Source organism: Hydrogenophaga soli (assembly GCF_054777695.1).
Genome location: NZ_BAAHAK010000003.1, coordinates 116,563 through 136,552 on the forward strand (window position 1 = coordinate 116,563; position 19,990 = coordinate 136,552).

Sequence of the window (19,990 nt, forward strand, 5' to 3'; positions counted from 1 at the left end):
ACACACCCCGAGGAACCCCCATGAACGGCGCACAAGCCCTGATGAAAACGCTGGTCGATGCCGGCATCGACACCTGCTTCAGCAACCCCGGCACGTCCGAAATGCACTTTGTGGCCGCGCTGGACAGCACGCCGCAGATGCGGGCCGTGCTCACCCTGTTCGAAGGCGTGGCCACCGGTGCCGCCGACGGCTATGGCCGCATGGCCGACAAACCCGCCGCCACCCTGCTGCACCTGGGCTGCGGCCTGGGCAACGGCCTGGCCAACCTGCACAACGCCCGCAAGGGCCGGGTGCCGGTGCTCAACATCGTCGGCGACCACGCCACCCACCACGTGCAGTACGACGCCCAGCTGCAATCCGACATCGAAACCGTGGCCCGCAACGTCTCGCCCGGCTTTGTGCGCACCTCAACCAGCACCGCCGCCCTGAGCCAGGACGCGCTGGACGCCGTGGACGCCGCCACCGGGGCCACAGGGGTGGCCGGCAGCTCGGGCCAGGTGGCCACCCTCATCCTGCCCGCCGACGTGTCCTGGGGCGAAGGCGGCGTGCCCGCCCGCCGCGCCCCCCGCCCGACTCCACCTGCCGCCGACGCGGCGACGCTGGTCACCATCGCCCAGGCCTTGCAAGGGCCAGGCCGCAAGGCCCTGCTGCTGGGTGGACACGCCCTGCGCGAACCCCTGCTGAACGCCGCGGCCCGCATCGCCGCCCAGACCGGGGCCAAGCTGTTCGCCGAAGTCTTCCCCACCCGCCTGCAGCGCGGCGCGGGGCTGCCCGCGGTGGAACGCATCGCCTACCTGGCCGAACTGGCCTCGGTGCAATTGGCCGGGCTGGACCACCTGGTGCTGGTGGACGCCAGGCCGCCTGTCTCGTTTTTTGCCTACCCGGGCAAGAAGAGCTGGCTGGTGCCCGAGGGCTGCACCCTGCACAGCCTCACCCACCCGGGGCAGGACGTGGCCGCCAGCCTCAACACCCTGGTGCAGGCCGTGGGCGCACAGGCGCAGGTGCCCGCGCTCCAACCCCTCAAACGCCCGGCGCGACCCAAAGGCAAGTTCAACGCCGCCAAGGTGTGCAAGGCCGTGGGCCACCTGCTGCCCGACAACGCCATCGTGGTGGACGAGGCCCAGACCTCGGGCCTCATGCTGCCGCTCTACACCGCCACCGCGCCGCGACACGACCTGTTGACCCTCACCGGCGGGGCCATCGGGCAGGGCCTGCCCTGTGCGCTGGGCGCGGCCATGGCCAGCCCGGGGCGTCAGGTGATTTCGCTCAACGGCGACGGCTCGGCCATGTACACCCTGCAAGCACTGTGGACCATGGCCCGCGAGAAGCTGAACGTGGTCAACATCGTGTTCAACAACCGTTCCTACGCCATCCTCAACCTGGAGTTGCAGCGTGTGGGCGCTACACAATCAGGAGCTATTCACGCTTTGAATGAAAGCGCTGGAGGCCAAAAAATGCCTGCATCCCAGGCCCAGCTGGACCTGTCCACCCCGCCGCTGGACTTTGTGCGCCTGGCCGAAGGCATGGGCGTGCCCGCCCGGCGGGTGGACACCACCGACGGTTTTGTGGCAGCCCTGGAGCACGCGCTGCGCACGCCGGGACCCCACCTCATTGAAGCGGTGGTGCCGCCCTCGGTCACCGGGCTCAAGTTGCGGGTGCTGCCGCACCTGCTGCAATCCCTGCAAAACCTGCCCCAGCCCCTGGCGCGGGCGCTGAAAAAGGCCATCGCGCCCTGAGCCCTCAGGACTCGGCCTTGGCGTTGCGCCCCATCAGGGCGGTCACAGCCTGGGCCGGGGTGGTGCGGCCATCGAGCAGGTCCACCACCGCGTGGACGATGGGCATGTCCACCCCCACCGCCTGGGCGCGTTGCAGCACCGTGCGGGCGCTGTACACCCCTTCGGCCACATGGCCCAGCGAATCCACCGCCTGTTGCAGCGACAAGCCCTGGGCCAACAGCAAGCCCACCCGACGGTTGCGGCTGAGGTCACCGGTGGCGGTCAGCACCAGGTCGCCCAGGCCCGACAGGCCCATGAAGGTGTCGGCCCGTGCGCCCAAGGCCAGGCCCAGGCGCGACATTTCGGCCAGACCCCGGGTGATGAGGGCGGCGCGGGCGTTCAGGCCCAGTTGCAGGCCATCACACAGGCCGGTGGCCAGTGACAGCACGTTCTTGACGGCCCCGCCCACTTCCACGCCGATCAGGTCGTCGTTGGCGTAGACGCGCAGCGTGGGGCTGTGGAAGGCGGACACCAGGGCCTCGCGCACGTGGGCATGGCGGCTGGCGGCCACCAGCGCGGTGGGCTGCCCGATGGCCACTTCCTGCGCAAAGCTGGGGCCGCTCAGCGCCCCCGCCCGGAGTTGGGGGGCCACCTGGGCCTGCACCTCGTGCGGCATCAGGCCCTGGCCCGCCGTGGCCGAAGCCTCGAAGCCTTTGCACAACCAGGCCACGGGCAGGGTGAATGCCGGGTCCTGGGCCAAGGCGGTCAGGGTGGGGCGCAACGCCGCCATGGGGGTGGCCACGATGCACAGGTCCGCGGCCTCGGCCACGGTGGCCGACAGGTGCTGGGCGGGCCAGGCGGCCACCGTCAGCGACGCTGGAAACGCCACACCCGGCAGGTAACGGCGGTTTTCGCGGTGGGCCTGCATGTCGGCCACCTGGGCCGCGTCACGCGCCCACAGGCTGACCTGGTGCCCAGCCGGGTGGCGGCAGGCGCTGAGGGCCATGGCGGTGCCCCAGGCCCCCGCACCCAATACCATGATTTTCATAGCTGTTTGCGCTTATGCATCAAGCGCCAGAGGCCAAAAAGAGGCTCAGAAAATTACTGCAGTGCGCCAGTGGCTTCGGCCTGCTGCTGCTCGTACATGGCCTGGAAGTTGATTTCCGACAGGTGCACGGGCGGGAAGCCTGCGCGGTTGACCAGGTCGGCCACGTTGCTGCGCAGGTAGGGGTAGACGATTTGCGGGCAGGCGATGCCCATGATGGGGCCCATCTGTTCCTGGGGCAGGTTGCGGATTTCGAAAATGCCGGCTTGTTTGCACTCCACCAGGAACACGGTGCGGTCGCCGATGGTGGTTTGCACGGTGGCGGTCACGCAGACCTCGAACATGCCCTCGGCCACGCCTTCGGCCGACACGGCCAGCTGGATGTCCACGGCGGGTTGCTGCTGTTCCAGCAGGATGGCGGGCGAGTTGGGTTGCTCCAGCGACGCCTCTTTCAGGTAGATGCGTTGGATCTGGAACACGGGCTCTTGATTCGCGTCGGACATGGCGTTGCTTTCGGGAAAAGGAAAGGGTCAAAACAAAGCCTGCCGAACCCGTCTGTCGTGACGGGCTCCCCGGCAGGCCATGGGGTGATTATGACGGCAGGGCTCCGTGGCTCAGGCCGCCAGCAGCGGCACCAGGCCACCGCGGGCGTCCAGGGCGTGCAGGTCGTCGCAGCCGCCCACGTGCTGGCCGTCGATGAAGATTTGCGGCACCGAGGTGCGCCCGGTGATGGCCGTCATTTCCTGGCGGCGCTCGGGGTGCAGGTCCACGCGAACTTCGTCCAGTTGGGTGACGCCGCGGGCCGCCAGCAGCTGCTTGGCGCGGATGCAGTATGGGCAGGTGGCGGTGAGGTAGATCTGAACGGCGGCCATGGCGGGTTCCTGGGTGTCAGGCTTTTTCGACCGGCAGGCTGGCTTCACGCCAGGCCGCCATGCCACCGCCCAGGGACTGGGCCTTTTCGTAGCCCAGTCGCGTGGCCACGGCCAGGGCGCGGCGCGAGCGCACGCCGCTGGCACACACCAGGATCAAGGGCACGGCCTTGTTCTTGACGGTGGTGGGCAGCTTGCTCTCCAGGTCGGCCAGCGGGATGTTCTTGGCACCGGAGACGTGGCCGGCGGCGAATTCGGCCGGTTCACACACGTCCACCACCACGGCCTTTTCGCGGTTCATCAGCATCACCGCCTCGTTGGGACTGAGGCCGCCGCCCTGTGCCCCCTTGGTGATGACCGGCCACAGCAGCATGCCGCCCGAAGTCAGCGCCAGCAACACCAGGGGCCAGTTGTCGATGAAAAAGCTCACGTTGATCCTTCACGTCGTTCGAGGCTGGCACAGACGCCAGGGCCACCTTGGCCCCCTCCGTCAGCCCCGTCAAAACCGCGCATTTTAGAATGCGGGAGATTTCCCCGCTCCGCTGGCCCCCACCGGAGTCCACCTCCAAGCCCTCCCTGCTGCGCCATGTACAAACTCGTCCTCATTCGCCACGGCGAATCCACCTGGAACCTCGAAAACCGCTTCACCGGCTGGACCGACGTGGACCTGACGCCCACCGGCGTCTCCCAGGCCATGTCCGCCGGCAAACTGCTCAAGGCCGAGGGCTACGAGTTCGACCTGGCCTACACCAGCGTGCTCAAGCGCGCCATCCACACCCTGTGGTACTGCCTGGACGAGATGAACTGCACCTGGCTGCCGGTGGTGAAGCACTGGCGCCTGAACGAGCGCCACTACGGTGCGCTGCAAGGCCTCAACAAGGCCGACATGGCCAAGCAGTACGGTGACGAGCAGGTGCTGATCTGGCGCCGCAGCTACGACACCCCGCCGCCCGCCCTGGAAGCCACCGACCCCCGCAGCGAGCGCAGCGACCGCCGCTATGCCCAGCTGCCCGCCGACCAGGTGCCGCTGACCGAATGCCTGAAAGACACGGTGGCCCGCGTGGTGCCGTTCTGGAACGACGTGATGGGCCCCGCCATCCGCTCGGGCCAGCGCATCGTGGTGGCCGCACACGGCAACAGCATCCGCGCCCTCATCAAGCACCTGGACGGCATTTCCGACAGCGACATCGTGGGCCTGAACATCCCCAACGGCATTCCGCTGGTGTACGAGCTGGATGCCGACCTGAAACCCATCCGCCACTACTACCTGGGTGACGCCGAAGCCGCCGCCAAGGCCGCCGCTGCGGTGGCCAGCCAAGGCAAAGCCTGAGCCGACACCCTGAAATTCCAAGGGCCTTGCAGGGAACTGCAAGGCCTTTTTGGCATTCTGAGGCGGTATATTGGCTGACCGTTTTTTGAAAGCGATACACAGATGGGGCAAAAGCTCAAGATTGCAGGTTGGGTGGCCATTGGGGCCGTGGCCGGTGCACTGACCACGGTGCAGTTGCAGGCCACCGCACGCGGGGCCTTGTCGCCCCTGCCGCTGGAGGAGTTGCAGCAGCTGGCCGCGGTGTTCGGCATGGTCAAGACCGACTATGTGGAGCCGGTGGACGACAAGAAGCTGATCTCCGACGCCATCTCGGGCATGGTGTCCAGCCTGGACCCGCACTCACAGTATTTCGACAAGAAGTCGTTCAAGGAATTCCGCGAAGGCACCTCGGGTCGTTTCGTGGGCGTGGGCATCGAAATCACCATGGACGACGGGCTGGTGAAGGTGGTGTCCCCCATCGAGGGCTCCCCCGCCTTCCGTGCCGGTCTGAAAACCAACGACCTCATCACCAAGATCGACGACACCCCGGTCAAGGGCCTGTCCATCAACGACGCCGTCAAGCGCATGCGCGGCGAGCCCAACACCAAGGTCACACTGACGGTGTTCCGCAAGGACGAAAACAACCGCACGTTCACCACGACCATCACCCGCGAAGAAATCAAGACCCAGAGCGTCAAGGCCAAGCTCGTCGAACCCGGCTACGGCTGGCTGCGGGTGTCGCAGTTCCAGGAGCGCACGGTTGAAGACTTCGTGCGCAAGCTCGACGACATGGTCAAGGCCGAGCCCAAGCTCAAGGGCCTGGTGCTGGACCTGCGCAACGACCCCGGCGGCCTGCTCGACGCCGCCGTGGCCATTTCCGCCGCCTTCCTGCCCGAAGGGGTGACCGTGGTCTCCACCAACGGGCAGCTGGAAGAGAGCAAGTTCGTCTACAAGGCGTCGCCGCAGTTCTATCAGCGCCGTGGCGGCCCGGACATCATCAAGCAGCTCACCCAGACCACCCAGGGCGTGTTGAAGACCGTGCCCATCGTGGTGCTGGTCAACGAAGGCTCGGCCTCGGCCAGCGAAATCGTGGCCGGTGCGCTGCAAGACCACAAGCGCGCCACCATCCTGGGCAGCCAGACCTTTGGCAAGGGCTCGGTGCAGACCGTGCGCCCCCTGGGGCCGGACACGGGCATCAAGCTCACCACGGCGCGTTACTACACGCCCAGCGGCAAAACCATCCAGGCGCGGGGCATCGTCCCTGACGTGATGGTGGACGAAACCGAAGACGGCAACCTCTTCGCCGCCCTGCGCACCCGCGAGGCCGACTTGACCAAGCACCTGAGCAACGCCGCCAACGGCAGCCGCGAGCCCACGGAAGAAGAAAAGACCGCCGAGAAGGCCCGTGAGGCCGAACGCGAAAAAGCCCGCCTCCGCCTGGAAGAAGAAGCCAAGAAGAACCCCAATGGCCGCCCCTTGCCCGAGTTTGGCAGCGACAAGGACTTCCAGCTCCAGCAAGCCCTGAACCAGCTCAAGGGCAAGCCCGTGCTGGTCAGCAAGACGCAGACCGAGCGCAAGGACGAGGACAAGAAGGACAACTGATCGTCATGAACGACGAACAGCTGCTTCGGTACTCCCGCCACATCCTGCTCGACGAGCTGGGCATCGAAGGGCAGCAACGCCTGCTCGACGCCCATGTGCTGATGGTGGGTGCCGGGGGACTGGGTTCTTCGGCGGGGTTGTACCTGGGCAGTGCAGGGGTGGGCCAGCTCACGGTGGTGGACCACGACCATGTGGACGCCACCAACCTGCAACGCCAGATTGCCCACAACCTGGCCCGCGTGGGCCAGCCCAAGGCCCTGTCCCTGCGCCAAGCCATTGCGGCCCTGAACCCCGACGTGACGGTGCACGCCCTCACCGAACGGGCCGACGACGCCCGCCTGGACCAACTGGTGGCCCAGGCCGACGTGGTGCTGGACTGCACCGACAACTTTGCCACCCGCCACGCCATCAACCGCGCCTGTGTGGCGGCCCGCAAACCGCTGGTGTCCGGTGCCGCCATCCGGTTCGACGGCCAACTGAGTGTGTTTGACCCCCGGCAGGCCACTTCACCCTGCTACGCCTGCTTGTTCCCGCCCAGCACCGACGTGCAGGAGGTGCGCTGCGCCACCATGGGCGTGTTCGCGCCGCTGGTGGGCATCATCGGCAGCATGCAGGCCGCGGAGGCGCTGAAAATCGCCAGTGGCATGGGTTCACAACTGGCAGGACGGCTGCTGATGCTGGATGGCCGCTGCATGGAGTGGACCGACGTGCGCCTGCCCCGCCACGCGGGGTGCCCGGTGTGCGGGCAGGCCCCGTCCGCCCCCGCTCACACCGCCATGTAACGCCCGGGCCGGTGGTTGATGGCCAGGGTCAGGTTGAGGGCCATGGCCCCCAGCACCGACCACACGATCTGCGGCCAAGGCACGAACCAGAACGCGGCGATCACGATGCTGCAATCCAGCGCCATTTGCAGGTGACCGGCCCGCCAGCCCCGCGTGTCCTGCAGGTACAGCACCAGCACGTTGAAACCACCCAGGCTGGCCCGGTGCCGAAACAGAATGAGCATGCCCGTGCCCGCCAGCAAGCCCCCCATCACCGCGGCAAACGGCGTGGCCAGGTGGGCAATGCCCAGCCAATGCGGCACCCCTTCGGCAAACACCGACAGCAAGGTGACCGCCGACAGCGTCTTGAGGGTGAAGGCCCGCCCCATGCGCCGCCAGGCCAGGGCATAAAACGGCAGGTTGATGGCGAAAAACACCGCGCTGAAGTTCCAGCCCGTGGCGTAGTGCAACACAAAGGCAATGCCTGCGGTCCCCCCGGTCAACAACCCGGCCTGACGGAACAGCACCACCCCCAGGGCCACGAACAAGGTGCCTGCCAGCAGGGCCTGCACGTCCTCGTGCGGGCGGTGGCGGGGTGGCACGGGTGGGGCTGCCAGCGATTCGACGGCGGGCGAAGACGCCTCGGGACCGGGTTCAGGGGCAGCAGACGGTGTGACAGGCGAAACAGGGGTGGACATGGCGGGCTCGAACATCAGCGAGGGCGGATTGTCCCTGCGATTGCCACCCCCGCACCCTGACGCAGCGCAAACCCTGGCGCTGTGGCCCCGTTCCCGCTCACCAGGCCCTGATACGCTTGGGGCGATGCAAGACGCCCTGCCCTCGGCCCCTCAAGCCCCTGAGCCCGTCCACATCGTGGTGCTGTGCGCCGACTGGTGCCACATGTGCCGCGGCCTGGAAGAGGCCTGGCCCACCCTGACCGCCACCCTGCCCCAAGCCCGCTGGCAGTGGGTGGACATTGAAGACGAGCCCGATTGGACCGACCCGCTGGACATCAACACCTTCCCCACGGTGCTGCTGGCCGTGGGCGATGCGGTGATGCACTGCGGCCCCGCACCCAGCACGCCCGAGCGTCTGGCCCCGGCCCTGGCCGACCTGCACCGCCGCGCCCGCGAAGGCCGCCCCAGCGGCCCGGTGGACGCCGCCGTGACGCGGCTGTGGCAGCACCTGCGCTGACCGCCGCCTTCAAGGCCCGCGGCGGGCTCGGCGCAACAGCGCCATGTCGCTGCGGCGAAGCTGATCGGGCGTGACCAGCTCCAGTGTCGGCACCGCCACCTTGCCGCCGTCACCCGTGACCGCCACCATGGTGAAGAAGCAGCTGTTCACGTGCCGCACTTCCTTGGTGACGATGTTCTCGGCCACCACCTTGATGCCCACCTCCATCGACGAGGTCCACACGTGGTTGACCGAAGCCAGGAAGGTCACCAGCTCCCCCACGTGGATGGGCTGACGGAACACCACCTGGTCCACGCTGAGGGTGACCACGTAGCTGGAGGCATACCGGCTGGCACAGGCGTAGGCCACCTGGTCCAGCAGCTTGAGCAAGGCCCCGCCGTGGACCTTGCCGGAAAAGTTGGCCATGTCCGGCGTCATCAGCACGGTCATGGTGAGTTCATGGGCTTGCATGTCAGGCTTTCTAAAACGAGTCAAAAGGAGTCAGGCCGTGACGATCCAGCCTTCCAGCGGATCGACGGCGGCGGGCAGCCCGTAAGGGTGCAAAGGATCATCCCGGCGCTGCCAGGCCCAGGCGGCCTGCAGCAGGCACAACACGGCGTCCACGCTGTCGCCGTTGGGGTCGTCCACCAGCGCCCCAGCCTGGGCGGCGGTGAGTTTGAGGCGCAGCCCCAGCCGCGTGCGGCCCTGTTCCAGGGCCTCGACCAGGGTCTTGCGGGCCAACAGGCGGGCGGTGTCCTGACGGGCCGCGTCATCGGCCTTGTACGAGGTCCGGCCCAGCACCTCCCGCGCCAGCAAGCCGGGGTAGGCCTCCAGCGCCACCCGCAAGGGAGCGTCGGTGCGGGTACCCGAAGGGGGTGGCTCATGCGTCACAAACCAGGCCCCCAGGTGCTGCAGCACAGGTACACCCGCGTGCATCATCCACGCCACGGGCGGGTTGACCCATTTCATGCTGGGGCTGGAACCGGCCAGGCCGTCGGTGGCCCGGTGGGCAAACTTGGCCCCTGTGGGGCGGGCGTCGCAAAAGGCCTTGAAGCGCTGGCGCAGCTCGGTCCGGTCGGTGGCGGCAAAGCGGTCCATGCACGCCCGCCATTCGGTGGGCCAACCGGCTTGGGACAGCACCCATTCCCGCGGCAGGCCGAAGGGCAGGTCGAAACCGCCCACCCAGGCTCCGTGCTGCAGGCGGTCTTGCCAGGCGGCCAGGGAGGTGAAACGCTCCAATTTCAGGAGCTTCACACGCTTTTGGAATAAGCGCCCGAAGGCCAAAACAATCTGTTTTTTGGCGCTGGGGCTGCTGCTGAAGTCGCAGCCCAGCAGCTCCACCTCGGCGGTCACACCCGGCCGACGATGCAGGCCGTGGCCATCAGTTCTTCCAGCAGGGCCAGGCTGACTTCGCCCGACACACCGTAGGGGTCGAACTCGGGCCGCTCCGAGTACTTCAACACGATGGACGTGTTGAGCTTGCTGAGGTTGACCTGCCCCATGGTCCAGCCGCCAAAGCGCCGCTCGTTGATTTCTTCGTAGTGCAGCAGTTGCACGTCGGTGTGGCGGGGGTCGCGGATGATCTGGCCGTACAGGTCGTTGACCGCCTTGCGCCCGCCCTCCAGGGCCTGCATGAAAATGCCGCCCCCAAAACACAGCACCCCGGTGATGCCGTTTTCCGGGTTGTGGGTGCGGCCACTGGCCAGGATGGCGTCGATGGCCGCCTTGTCGTCCTTGTTCACGGCGCGGCTCACATACAGCAGTCGGACGAGCATGGTTCAGCCTTTTTTGGGGATGAGGGACAGGAATTCGCGGCGCAGGTTGGCGTCTTTCAGGAACACGCCGCGCATCACCGAGTTGATCATGCGGCTGTCCAGGTCCTTGACGCCACGCCAGCCCATGCAGAAATGGGTGGCTTCCATCACGATGGCCAGGCCATCGGGCGAGGTTTTTTCCTGGATCAGGTCGGCCAGCTGCACCACGGCTTCTTCCTGGATCTGGGGGCGCCCCATGATCCATTCGGCCAGCCGGGCGTACTTGGACAGGCCGATGACGTTGGTGTGTTCGTTGGGCAGCACCCCGATCCAGATCTGGCCGATCACCGGGCACAGGTGGTGGCTGCACGCGCTGCGCACCGTGATGGGGCCGACGATCATCAGCTCGTTGAGGTGCTCGGCATTGGGGAACTCGGTGACCGCCGGGCCTTTGACGTAGCGGCCTTTGAACACCTCGTTCAGGTACATCTTGGCCACACGCCGCGCGGTGTTGGCGGTGTTGTGGTCGTTGTCGGTGTCGATGACCATGCTGTCGAGCACGCCCTGCATCTTGGTGGCGACTTCGTCGAGCAAGGCCTCCAACTCGCCAGGCTCGATGAACTCGGCAATGTTGTCGTTGGAGTGGAAGCGCTGGCGTGCGGCCTTGATGCGCTCGCGGATCTTGACGGACACCGGGGTGCCCTGTTCGTCGTCGGCTGTGGCCATGGCGGTGCAGGTTGGTCTTTGAGCGCAGGATGCTAACACCCGCCCCAAAGACACCTCAGTACCTGTGGCCACTGAGGAAGATGGCCAGGCGCATCAAGGCAAACGCCAACCGGTCCTGCAAGCGTTGCATCCAGGGTCGGTCGAGCAAGGCCTGGTGGTCCACGGGGCGGGAGGCATGCGCCAAGGCGTCGTGCAGGCGTTCGCGCAGGTCGGCGGCAAAGCGGGCATCGCTGGTGACCACATTGGCCTCGCGGGCCAGCAGCAGGCTCAGCGGGTCCAGGTTGCTGGAGCCCACGGTGGCCCAGCGCCCATCGACCACCGCCACCTTGGCATGCAGGTCGCTGGGGGTGTATTCGCGGATGTCCACCCCCGCATCCAACAAACCCCGGTACACCGGGCGCGCCGCGTGGTACTGCATGAAGCCCTCGTAGCGGCCCTGCGTCAGCACCCTCACTTGCACCCCCCGGGCCACGGCCTGCGCCAGGGCGCGCCGCAGCCGTCCCCCGGGCACAAAGTAGGCGTTGGCCAACAGCACCTCGTGACGGGCGGTGCGGATGGCCCACAGGTAGGCCCGTTCGATGTCTGAGCGGTGCCACACGTTGTCGCGCAGCACCAGCGTGGCCTGGGCGTTGTCCACCTGGGGTGGGGGGCGCCGCCACAACCAGCCCGACAAGGGCGTTGGCACGCGCCAATCGGAAAAATCACCCACGGGCCGTCCCGCCTTCAGTGCCTGCCACGCGGCCCGGAAGGCATGCTGGCGCACGCGCCGCAGGGCCAACATGCGCCACCACAGTTGCAACATGGTGTCGGACATGGTGTCCACCAGCGGCCCCGCGCAACGCACCGCAAAGTCGAACCGGGGCTGCGGCAGGCTGCCGTCAGGCAGGACCACCCGATCGTCCAACAGGTTGATGCCGCCGCAAAACCCCAGCACGCCGTCGATCACACACAGCTTGCGGTGCAAGCGCCGCCACCGGCTGGGCAGCAGCAAGCCCAGCTTGCCCAGCGGGGCGTACACCTTCACATCCACCCCGGCATGGGCAAACCGCGTGGCCCACTCGGGTGGCAAGGCCCCGGTGCCCACCCCGTCCACCACCAGCCGCACCGTCACGCCCCGGTGGGCCGCCCGTGCCAAGGCCTCGGCCACGCGCAATGGGGCACCCGCAAAGTGAAAGATGTAGGTTTCCAGGTGCACGGACACCTGGGCTGCGTCCATGGCCTGCTCCAGCGCCGCAAACAGCGCATCGCCCCCGGGCAGCAGGCCCAGGCGGTGACCGGAGGACAGTTGGACGTTGGGGCTCACAGACCGAACTCGGCAATCAGCGGCAAATGGTCCGACATGCGGGGCCAGGCCCGCCCGTGGGGCACATGGGCGCTCAGCGGTCGCAGGCCGCGCACGTAGATGCGGTCCAGGTGCAGCACCGGCAGGCGCGACGGGAAGGTGGCCAGGCGCACCCCCTCGAAGGTGCGCAGGTCCAGCGCGGCCATGGGGGCGTGCAAACGCCCGCCCCAGTCGTTGAAGTCCCCGGCCACCACCAGGCGTTCATGGGCGGGCACTTCGCGGTCCAGGTAGGCAGCCAGGCGCTGCACCTGCCGCTCGCGGCTGGCCGCCAACAGCCCCAGGTGCACCACCACCACATGGATGGGGTGTGCCTCGACCTGCACGCACACATGCAGCAGGCCGCGCTGTTCGAACGGGTGGTCGGACACATCCTCGTGGCCCACGGCGCTCACCGGCCAGCGGGTCAGCAGCGCGTTGCCGTGCTCGCCATGGCGGGTGCGGGCGTTGGTGCGGTAGACGGCCTCGTACCCCTCGGGCAGCAGGTAATCGGCCTGCCCTTGTTCGGGCCAGCGGTCGAAGCGGTGGGCCAGCTTGCGATGGTGACTGCGCACCTCTTGCAGGCAGATCAGGTCGGCATCGAACTGCTCCACCGCGTGGGCCAGGTTGTGGATTTCCAGCCGCTGGGCCGGCCCCAGGCCTTGGACGCCCTTGTGGATGTTGTAGGTGGCAATGCGCAACGTGGGCAGAGTGCTCATGCACCCATGATGCCATCACGCGCCATGAACGCTGGGGTCGCTGTGCACCTGGTTGCGTCCACCCGCCTTGGCGGCGTACAGCGCGGCATCGGCCTGGTTGATGAGCTGGTCCGCGGTGCTGCCATCGTCCGGGAAACAGGCCACGCCGAACGAGGCGGTGACCGCAATCGCCTGGCCATGGGCTTGCACCGGAGCGGCCTCCACCTTGCGGCGCACCGCCTCGGCCCGGGCATGGGCCGCCGTCCGGTCCACGCCCGGCAGGATCAGCAGGAATTCTTCCCCGCCATAACGAAAGCACCAATCGGTGCTGCGGACCTCTTGCACCAGACAGCGTGCAAACTGGCGCAAGACCTCGTCGCCTGCGGGGTGACCGTAGCGGTCGTTGACGCGCTTGAAGTGGTCCAAATCGCCCATGACCACGCCCACGCGGCGCCGATCGGCCTGGGCCTGGCGCAACTCACGCTCCAGGGAACTCATCAGGTCGCGGCGGTTGTACAGGCCCGTGAGCGCATCCCGCACCGACTGCTCCTTGAGCTGGGCCTGCAGCACCTGAACCGCCCGCTCGGCGCGGCAGCGTTCAGACACGTCCAGCACCACGTTCACCAGCAGGGGCTTGTCGTCGGTCAGGATCACCCGGCCAAACACCTCGATGTCCAGCAGGTGCCCATCCCGGTGCTGGCCCTGCAATTGGTAATGGGCCTGCTCCACTTCGCGCGTCAGGCCCTGGCGGATTTTCTCGGCCAGGGTCCACTGCACTTCGGGCGGGGCCAGCGCCAGCGGAGACAAGGCCATCATCTCGGCCTCGCTGTAGCCGAACATGTCGGCCAGGCGCGGGTTGCAGTAGTTGAATCCCGCCTCGGCCACGATGGCAATGCCCACCAGCGACTGCTCCACCACCGCCCGGAACCGGGCTTCCGATTCCGTGAGTGCCCGGTTGATGCGGGCAATGTCCTGAAACGCCGTCTGCAACGCCGCCGTGCGCTGCTTGACCTGCTCGTCCAGCATCACCGCGGTCTGGAACAGGCTGAACTCGGTCCCTTGTAACTCGGTGCTGCGCTCGGCCCGGTCCACCAGGGCGCGGATGATCTTTCGCAGCCGGAGGTTTTCGGCCTTCAGCTGGGCGGGGTCGGCCTGGCCGGTGGGATCGATCTCGTCGAGGCTCATGCCGCACCTCCCGACGACTCACCGATGGCCAGACCCGTGAACGTCTGGTTGACGTGCACCCCGCGAAACTGCTCGCCATAGGTGCTGAAACCCACCACCCCGTGCTGCACCAGCAAGTCGGCCACCTGGGGCAGGACACCCGCCTGCTCCTGGTGCATGCGGCGAAGTGTGCAGTCGAAACCCAGTGAAAACACCTCGCCCCCCAACGCCGCTTGCATCCCCTCCAGGGTGTGGCGCAGGTTGTCCAGCACGTCGGTGGCCTGGCCCACATGCAGCACCATGCCCTCGTCAATGGCGCAAAAGAACTTCAGGCTGCCGTCCGGCAGGGCCTGGCCAATGGAGCGCACATGGCTCATGCCCCCGATCACCACCACCAGGGGGTAGCGGGCAAAGTGCGCCGGTCCCAAGTCCGACAGGGCCACCCCCGTCAGGCGGGCGTAGGCGGTGGCGGCGGGGTAGCCGTCGATCTCGTGGACCAGGCGGCGGCTCGGATCGGCGGACGTGACCACCACCCGCTCGGGCATGGCCACGAACTGCTGCGCCATGAAAGGCCGAAACGGGCGGTGGGTGGACACCAGGGCCAGCACCGCGTGGTCCGACAGGAACTGCCCCCCGTGGAACACCGCCGTGCGCTGGAAGTTCAACCCGTCTCCCGCCGAACCGCCCACCAGGGGAATGCCACCCAATGCGGCCTGGAGGGAGCGGGTCACCACCTCCTCCTGGCCCGACAGGCCATCCACCAGCAACAGGGCAAAGGTGTTGCCTGGCCCCACACCCGGGGCCTTGGCCTCCAGCGCGTGAAGCAAGGCCTGCACATGGGCATGTCCGGCGGTGGCATCCCACCGGCTCAAGGGCCCGATGCACCGGGTGACCGCCGAAAACGCCTTGGCGGGCAGCACCACGCCCACCAGGCTGTCCTGTCGGTAGCCCAGGGGCCCCATTTCCCCAGCGGTGGTGCACCCCACCACCGGCGCAGGGCAATCGACCTTGGCCCAGGCCTGGGCCAACTCGTCCCACGGGTAACGGGGGGCGCAAAAACACAACACCAGCGCAGGCGAGCTGTGCGCCAGCGCAGCCCCCAAGGACGACACCGCTTCAGCGGCGCTGTCAGCCGACACTTGCACCCGCACGATGTCCTGGCGGGTCTGAATGGCCACTTCTGTCTTCACGTTTCCCAACCGATTGAAGTGTGTCTCCCTGATCGACCTTATCACGCCCGCCCCAGGCGCGGAAGCCACAGGATGGCCTCGGCGTTGGATGCCGAATGGCACCGGTCTGCAGCCTCCAGCCATGGCAACCACAGGCTTTGCGTGTGTTCCCTCGGGCTCAGCCGCACCAGGCTTGGGGCAGGCACGCACAGGCCCAGCACCCGTTCCCGGTTGACATCCACCCCCGGTGCGTACCGATGGCGCCATTCGGGGTAGATGGCATAGGTGTTCTCCAGCCGCCAATCGGTCAACACATGACCCGGCGCGTCGGCGCGCAAGCCGGTTTCTTCCCAGACTTCGCGAGCGGCGGTGTCGGCCCAGGGCTCGTCCACGTGGTCTTTGGAACCCGTGACCGACTGCCAAAACCCGGGGTGATCGGCCCGCTCCAGCAACAACACGTCCCACGCGGGCGTGTGGATGACCACCAACACCGACTGAGGAATTTTGCAGCAATCTTTCAAGACAGAAAAAGCGCTAGGCCCTCATTTTCTTGATGAAATCCACCCAACGCCGGGCGGTTTGCCACCACCCCCACAGCCGCCACCCGGCAGACAGCGTTTTGCGCGGGCGCCACGCCACCAGCAGGGCCACGGCGGCCCCCACCCACAGGGGATGGCGCTTCACCCACAGGACGCCGTCCTGCACCTGGTTGGCCACCATCCCCAGCGGGGCCAGGGCCTCCACGTCTGCCGCCAGTTGCTCACGCAGCAGCGCAGAACTCACCAGCAGCGCTTGGCGGCGTTCGGCCAGGGTGGGCAACGCAGGGGCTGCAGAAGACGGCATGACCGACGCCCCCGCCTCAGGTGGATGGCCCGGCTGGCGACCGCGGGCGCAGGCGCTCCCGGTCTGCCCGCAGCTCGGCCACGCTGGCCGAGAACGGCCGTGTGGTGTGGCGCAACAGCCGTTGCACCTGCCACACCGCCCCGCCCCCCACGGTGAGGAACAGCACCGAAAACGCCATCAGGGCCAGCAGGCGGTGCTGGTCCCACAGCGCCACCGTGATCAACACCGACACGAACACCAGCCCCACCGCCAGCGCCACCGCCGCGACAAACAGCCACGACAGCACCGCCACCGCGTGGCCCAAGGCCTCGCGGGCTTCCACCCCCAGCAGTTCCAGCCGCACCTGGCACAGCGCCAGGCCGTGGTCCACCACGCCCCGCAGGGCGCGGGTCAGCGGCACGGACCCCGGGTCGTCGGAGGTGTCGGTGGTCATGGGTGTTCCGTCAGGGTCAACGGCGGCCCAGCAGCAAGCCGACGATCAGGCCAAAGCCCGCCGCCGCACCCACGGCTTTCCAGGGGTGTTCGTGCACATAGTCGTCGGTGGCGCGGGCCACTTGTTTGGTCTTGGCCACCAGGGCTTCTTCGGCGTCCAGCAGTTTGTGGCGGGCGACCATCAGGCTTTCGGTCATGCGTTCGCGCAGGGCCACCACCTTGGCCTCGGTGCTGCCGGACGTGGCTTGCAGCAGTTCCTCGGCGTCGCCGATGACCTTTTTGAGGTCGGCAACCAAACGCTCGCGGGCCTGGGTGGTGTCAAGGGTGTCGGTGGTCATGAAGTGCTCCCGGTTGAGTGAGAAAGGAGTTTCAGGATAGCCCCTCGGAAGTGGCCTGCGGTCGTCCTGGATCAAAGACCCCAAAAAAAAGCCGCCCGAAGGCGGCTGGCGTGTACGCGTGCAGCCCGTTCATGGGCGTCCGCCCGGTCAGGCGGGCTGTTGCACGTTGCGCAGGCGGATGTGCAGTTCGCGCAGCTGCTTTTCGTCCACCGGGCTGGGGGCCTGGGTCAGCAGGCACTGGGCGCGCTGGGTCTTGGGGAAAGCGATCACGTCGCGGATGGACTCGGCCCCGGTCATCAGCGTGACGATGCGGTCCAGACCGAAGGCCAGGCCGCCGTGCGGGGGCGCACCGTATTGCAGGGCGTCGAGCAGGAAGCCGAACTTGAGCTGGGCTTCTTCGGGCGTGATCTTGAGGGCGTCGAACACCTTCTGCTGCACGTCGGCGCGGTGAATGCGGACGGAGCCGCCACCGATTTCCCAGCCGTTGAGCACCATGTCGTAACCCTTGGCAATGCACTTGCCGGGGTCGGTGACCATCCAGTCTTCGTGGCCGTCCTTGGGCGCGGTGAAGGGGTGGTGCACCGCCGTCCAGCGGTCGTCTTCCTCGTCGTATTCGAACATGGGGAAGTCCACCACCCACATCGGGGCCCAGCGGTCGTCGAACAGACCGTTCTTCTTGCCCAGGGCGCTGTGGCCGATCTTGATGCGCAGGGCACCGATGGCGTCGTTGACCACCTTGGCCTTGTCGGCACCGAAGAAGATGATGTCGCCGTCCTGCGCACCGGTGCGGGCCAGGATGTCGGCCACGGCCTTGTCGTGCAGGTTCTTGACGATGGGGCTTTGCAGGCCGTCACGGCCCTTGGCCACTTCGTTGACCTTGATCCAGGCCAGGCCCTTGGCCCCGTAGATCTTGACGAACTCGGTGTAGGCGTCGATTTCGCTGCGGCTCATTTCGCCACCGCCACGCACACACAGGGCCACCACGCGGCCATTCTTCATCTGGGCGGGGGCGCTGAACACCTTGAAGTCGACGTCGGCCATGACGTCGGTGAGTTCGGTGAACTCCATCTTCACGCGCAGGTCGGGCTTGTCGGAGCCATACCGGTGCATGGCTTCGCTGTAGGCCATGACCGGGAACTCGCCCAGGTCAATGCCCAGGGTGTTCAGGAACACGGTCTTGATCATGCCCTGGAACATGTCGCGGATGTCCTGCTCGGTCAGGAAGGACGTCTCGATATCGATCTGGGTGAACTCGGGCTGACGGTCGGCGCGCAGGTCTTCGTCGCGGAAACACTTGGTGATCTGGTAGTAGCGGTCGAAACCGGCCACCATCAGCAGCTGCTTGAACAGCTGGGGCGACTGGGGCAGCGCGAAGAACTGGCCGTCGTGCACGCGGCTGGGCACCAGGTAGTCACGCGCACCTTCGGGCGTGCTCTTGGTGAGCATGGGGGTTTCGATGTCAATGAAGCCGTTGGCGTCCAGGAACTTGCGCACCTCCATGGCCACGCGGTAACGCAACATGAGGTTCTTCTGCATGGCCGGGCGGCGCAGGTCCAGCACACGGTGCGTCAGGCGGGTGGTTTCGGACAGGTTGTCGTCGTCGAGCGTGAACGGGGGGGTGACCGACGGGTTGAGCACGGTCAGCTCGTGGCACAACACCTCGATCTTGCCGCTCTTCAGGTTGTCGTTGGTGGTGCCTTCAGGACGTGCGCGCACCAAGCCTTTGATTTGAATGCAAAACTCGTTGCGCAGGCCTTCGGCGGCCTTGAACATCTCGGGGCGGTCAGGGTCGCACACCACCTGCACATACCCCTCGCGGTCGCGCAGGTCGACGAAGATCACCCCGCCGTGGTCGCGGCGGCGGTTGACCCAGCCGCAAAGGGTCACGGTTTGGCCCAGCAGGGCTTCGGTCACCAGACCGCTGTAATGGGTGCGCATGGTCATGTTGGGGTCTTTCGATACGGAATGTGGAAACCCGCCCGAACCGGGCAGGTGAAAGGTCAGGCGGACGGAGCTCCCGCCGCGTTCAGGGTCTTGGGGCCGCCGGGCACGATCACGCCCATGGACACCACGTAGGTGAGCGCCTCATCGACGCTCATCTTCAATTCAACGCAGTCGGCTTTTCTCACCATCACGAAATAGCCACCCGTGGGGTTGGGCGTGGTGGGCACGTACACGCTCAGGCAATCGTCGGGCAGGTGGTCCAGCAGCTCGCCACCGGGTGCCCCGGTGAGGAAGGCCACCGTCCACATGCCCGGCTGGGGCCATTGCACCAGCACCGCCTTGCGAAACGCATTGCCCTTGTCGGAAAACAGCGTGTCGGAAATCTGCTTCACGCCCGAATAGATGGGCCGCACCACCGGGATGCGGTGCAGCAGCGCATGCCACCAGTGGATGAGCTGCTTGCCCACGATGTTGGACGCAAGGGCACCGATGCTCAGCACCACCCCCAAGGCAAACAACACCCCCAGCCCGGGAATGCGCACCCCCAGCCAATGCTCGGGCTGCCAGGCAGAGGGCAGGATGTTGAGGGTCTGGTCCAGCGTGGACACCACCCATTGCAGCACCCACAGGGTGATGCTCAGCGGGGCCAGGACCAGCAGTCCTGCCAACAGCCATTTGCGAATCGAAGCCACGGGCAATCCGTCCGTTCAGGTCAGTGGCAGGAGCAGGAGCCACCACACGACGCCGCGGGCGTTGCTGGGGCAGCAGCAGAGGTTTCGGCCGCAGGCGCTGCGGCAGGGGCGGATGATGCAGCACCGGCCGTAGCGCCTGAGGCCGGGGCGGTTGCCGGAGCAGCCGTGCCGCCTGAGCCACCGCGGAAATCGGTCACGTACCAGCCCGAACCCTTGAGCTGGAAACCCGCCGCAGTGACCTGCTTGCGAAACGCATCGGCCCCGCACTGTGGGCAGGTGGTCAGCGGGGCATCGGAAATTTTCTGGAGCACGTCCTTGGCGTGGCCGCAGGACTCGCATCGGTAAGCGTAGATAGGCATGGGGCTTGAACCAGGAAAATTTAAACTCGGAAAGGGAGCAAAACCCTCAATTATAGGTAGCCCCCCGAGTTTCAAGCCC

Annotated in this window: 25 protein-coding genes; 5 read left to right on the forward strand and 20 right to left on the reverse strand. The window is 66.9% G+C overall.

What is annotated here, in order from left to right:
* The first annotated feature begins 20 nt into the window (after window positions 1-20).
* Window positions 21-1,736 carry an acetolactate synthase large subunit gene (locus ACYVB7_RS06360; RefSeq protein WP_460505853.1) on the forward strand — a complete coding sequence of 572 codons (1,716 nt, stop codon included), beginning with the start codon at window positions 21-23 and terminating at the stop codon, window positions 1,734-1,736.
* Window positions 1,737-1,740: 4 nt separating this feature from the next.
* Here ACYVB7_RS06360 and ACYVB7_RS06365 read toward each other — a convergent pair whose 3' ends face one another.
* The 4 genes from ACYVB7_RS06365 to ACYVB7_RS06380 form a co-directional block, all read right to left on the reverse strand.
* Complete coding sequence (locus ACYVB7_RS06365; RefSeq protein WP_460505854.1) at window positions 1,741-2,763, reverse strand: NAD(P)H-dependent glycerol-3-phosphate dehydrogenase; 1,023 nt, start codon at window positions 2,761-2,763, stop codon at window positions 1,741-1,743.
* A 53-nt stretch (window positions 2,764-2,816) separates the two neighbouring features.
* Window positions 2,817-3,263, reverse strand: a complete 447-nt coding sequence (gene secB / locus ACYVB7_RS06370; protein WP_460505855.1) for a protein-export chaperone SecB — start codon at window positions 3,261-3,263, stop codon at window positions 2,817-2,819.
* Between the two features lie 111 nt (window positions 3,264-3,374).
* Window positions 3,375-3,632 (reverse strand): thioredoxin domain-containing protein, encoded by a 258-nt coding sequence (gene grxC / locus ACYVB7_RS06375; protein WP_460505856.1) that lies wholly within the window; start codon window positions 3,630-3,632, stop codon window positions 3,375-3,377.
* Between the two features lie 16 nt (window positions 3,633-3,648).
* Complete coding sequence (locus ACYVB7_RS06380) at window positions 3,649-4,059, reverse strand: rhodanese-like domain-containing protein (RefSeq protein WP_460505857.1); 411 nt, start codon at window positions 4,057-4,059, stop codon at window positions 3,649-3,651.
* A 156-nt stretch (window positions 4,060-4,215) separates the two neighbouring features.
* Between ACYVB7_RS06380 and gpmA the strand changes: the two genes are divergently transcribed.
* The 3 genes from gpmA to ACYVB7_RS06395 all read left to right on the forward strand — a co-directional run bounded on the left by gpmA (window position 4,216) and on the right by ACYVB7_RS06395 (window position 7,322).
* Complete coding sequence (gene gpmA / locus ACYVB7_RS06385) at window positions 4,216-4,959, forward strand: 2,3-diphosphoglycerate-dependent phosphoglycerate mutase (RefSeq protein WP_460505858.1); 744 nt, start codon at window positions 4,216-4,218, stop codon at window positions 4,957-4,959.
* 102 nt (window positions 4,960-5,061) lie between these two features.
* The gene (locus ACYVB7_RS06390) at window positions 5,062-6,540 is read left to right on the forward strand and encodes a S41 family peptidase (protein WP_460505859.1); all 1,479 of its coding nucleotides are present in this window, start codon (window positions 5,062-5,064) and stop codon (window positions 6,538-6,540) included.
* Between the two features lie 5 nt (window positions 6,541-6,545).
* Window positions 6,546-7,322, forward strand: a complete 777-nt coding sequence (locus ACYVB7_RS06395) for a HesA/MoeB/ThiF family protein (RefSeq protein WP_460505860.1) — start codon at window positions 6,546-6,548, stop codon at window positions 7,320-7,322.
* On the opposite strand, the gene ACYVB7_RS06400 is transcribed toward ACYVB7_RS06395, so the two are convergent.
* Complete coding sequence (locus ACYVB7_RS06400) at window positions 7,307-7,999, reverse strand: YitT family protein (protein WP_460505861.1); 693 nt, start codon at window positions 7,997-7,999, stop codon at window positions 7,307-7,309. The genes ACYVB7_RS06395 and ACYVB7_RS06400 overlap by 16 nt on opposite strands.
* A gap of 124 nt (window positions 8,000-8,123) precedes the next feature.
* Here ACYVB7_RS06400 and ACYVB7_RS06405 point away from each other — a divergent pair, with 124 nt between their 5' ends.
* Window positions 8,124-8,495, forward strand: coding sequence for a thioredoxin family protein (locus ACYVB7_RS06405; protein ID WP_460505862.1), 372 nt, complete (start codon window positions 8,124-8,126; stop codon window positions 8,493-8,495).
* Window positions 8,496-8,504: 9 nt separating this feature from the next.
* Here the strand turns inward: ACYVB7_RS06405 and ACYVB7_RS06410 are convergent, their stop codons facing one another.
* The 15 genes from ACYVB7_RS06410 to ACYVB7_RS06480 all read right to left on the reverse strand — a co-directional run bounded on the left by ACYVB7_RS06410 (window position 8,505) and on the right by ACYVB7_RS06480 (window position 19,911).
* Window positions 8,505-8,945, reverse strand: coding sequence for an acyl-CoA thioesterase (locus ACYVB7_RS06410; RefSeq protein ID WP_460505863.1), 441 nt, complete (start codon window positions 8,943-8,945; stop codon window positions 8,505-8,507).
* Window positions 8,946-8,975: 30 nt separating this feature from the next.
* The gene (locus tag ACYVB7_RS06415; RefSeq protein ID WP_460505864.1) at window positions 8,976-9,827 is read right to left on the reverse strand and encodes a DUF429 domain-containing protein; all 852 of its coding nucleotides are present in this window, start codon (window positions 9,825-9,827) and stop codon (window positions 8,976-8,978) included.
* Window positions 9,824-10,249, reverse strand: a complete 426-nt coding sequence (locus ACYVB7_RS06420) for a BLUF domain-containing protein (protein ID WP_460505865.1) — start codon at window positions 10,247-10,249, stop codon at window positions 9,824-9,826. Before ACYVB7_RS06420 ends, ACYVB7_RS06415 begins: the two co-directional genes overlap by 4 nt.
* 3 nt (window positions 10,250-10,252) lie before the next feature.
* Window positions 10,253-10,954, reverse strand: a complete 702-nt coding sequence (gene folE, locus ACYVB7_RS06425) for a GTP cyclohydrolase I (RefSeq protein ID WP_460505866.1) — start codon at window positions 10,952-10,954, stop codon at window positions 10,253-10,255.
* A 55-nt stretch (window positions 10,955-11,009) separates the two neighbouring features.
* Entirely contained in the window at window positions 11,010-12,257 is a 1,248-nt protein-coding gene (gene clsB / locus ACYVB7_RS06430; RefSeq protein ID WP_460505867.1) for a phospholipase D-like domain-containing protein, read from the reverse strand.
* Complete coding sequence (locus tag ACYVB7_RS06435; protein WP_460505868.1) at window positions 12,254-12,991, reverse strand: endonuclease/exonuclease/phosphatase family protein; 738 nt, start codon at window positions 12,989-12,991, stop codon at window positions 12,254-12,256. Before ACYVB7_RS06435 ends, clsB begins: the two co-directional genes overlap by 4 nt.
* Before the next feature lie 15 nt (window positions 12,992-13,006).
* Window positions 13,007-14,155: a diguanylate cyclase gene (locus tag ACYVB7_RS06440; RefSeq protein ID WP_460505870.1), complete on the reverse strand. Its 1,149-nt coding sequence runs from the start codon at window positions 14,153-14,155 to the stop codon at window positions 13,007-13,009.
* Window positions 14,152-15,312, reverse strand: a complete 1,161-nt coding sequence (locus tag ACYVB7_RS06445; protein ID WP_460505871.1) for an FIST N-terminal domain-containing protein — start codon at window positions 15,310-15,312, stop codon at window positions 14,152-14,154. Before ACYVB7_RS06445 ends, ACYVB7_RS06440 begins: the two co-directional genes overlap by 4 nt.
* Before the next feature lie 53 nt (window positions 15,313-15,365).
* A complete protein-coding gene (gene nudB, locus ACYVB7_RS06450) occupies window positions 15,366-15,824 on the reverse strand; it encodes a dihydroneopterin triphosphate diphosphatase (RefSeq protein ID WP_460505872.1) in 459 nt (152 codons plus the stop codon).
* A gap of 13 nt (window positions 15,825-15,837) precedes the next feature.
* A complete protein-coding gene (locus ACYVB7_RS06455; protein ID WP_460505873.1) occupies window positions 15,838-16,146 on the reverse strand; it encodes a YqjK-like family protein in 309 nt (102 codons plus the stop codon).
* 16 nt (window positions 16,147-16,162) lie between these two features.
* Window positions 16,163-16,579, reverse strand: a complete 417-nt coding sequence (locus ACYVB7_RS06460) for a phage holin family protein (protein WP_460505874.1) — start codon at window positions 16,577-16,579, stop codon at window positions 16,163-16,165.
* A gap of 16 nt (window positions 16,580-16,595) precedes the next feature.
* The gene (locus ACYVB7_RS06465) at window positions 16,596-16,916 is read right to left on the reverse strand and encodes an ElaB/YgaM/YqjD family protein (protein ID WP_460505875.1); all 321 of its coding nucleotides are present in this window, start codon (window positions 16,914-16,916) and stop codon (window positions 16,596-16,598) included.
* A 147-nt stretch (window positions 16,917-17,063) separates the two neighbouring features.
* Entirely contained in the window at window positions 17,064-18,860 is a 1,797-nt protein-coding gene (gene aspS / locus ACYVB7_RS06470) for an aspartate--tRNA ligase family protein (protein ID WP_460505877.1), read from the reverse strand.
* Window positions 18,861-18,916: 56 nt separating this feature from the next.
* The gene (locus tag ACYVB7_RS06475; protein WP_460505878.1) at window positions 18,917-19,552 is read right to left on the reverse strand and encodes a DUF502 domain-containing protein; all 636 of its coding nucleotides are present in this window, start codon (window positions 19,550-19,552) and stop codon (window positions 18,917-18,919) included.
* Between the two features lie 20 nt (window positions 19,553-19,572).
* Window positions 19,573-19,911 carry an FmdB family zinc ribbon protein gene (locus tag ACYVB7_RS06480; protein ID WP_460505880.1) on the reverse strand — a complete coding sequence of 113 codons (339 nt, stop codon included), beginning with the start codon at window positions 19,909-19,911 and terminating at the stop codon, window positions 19,573-19,575.
* Window positions 19,912-19,990 lie beyond the last annotated feature (79 nt).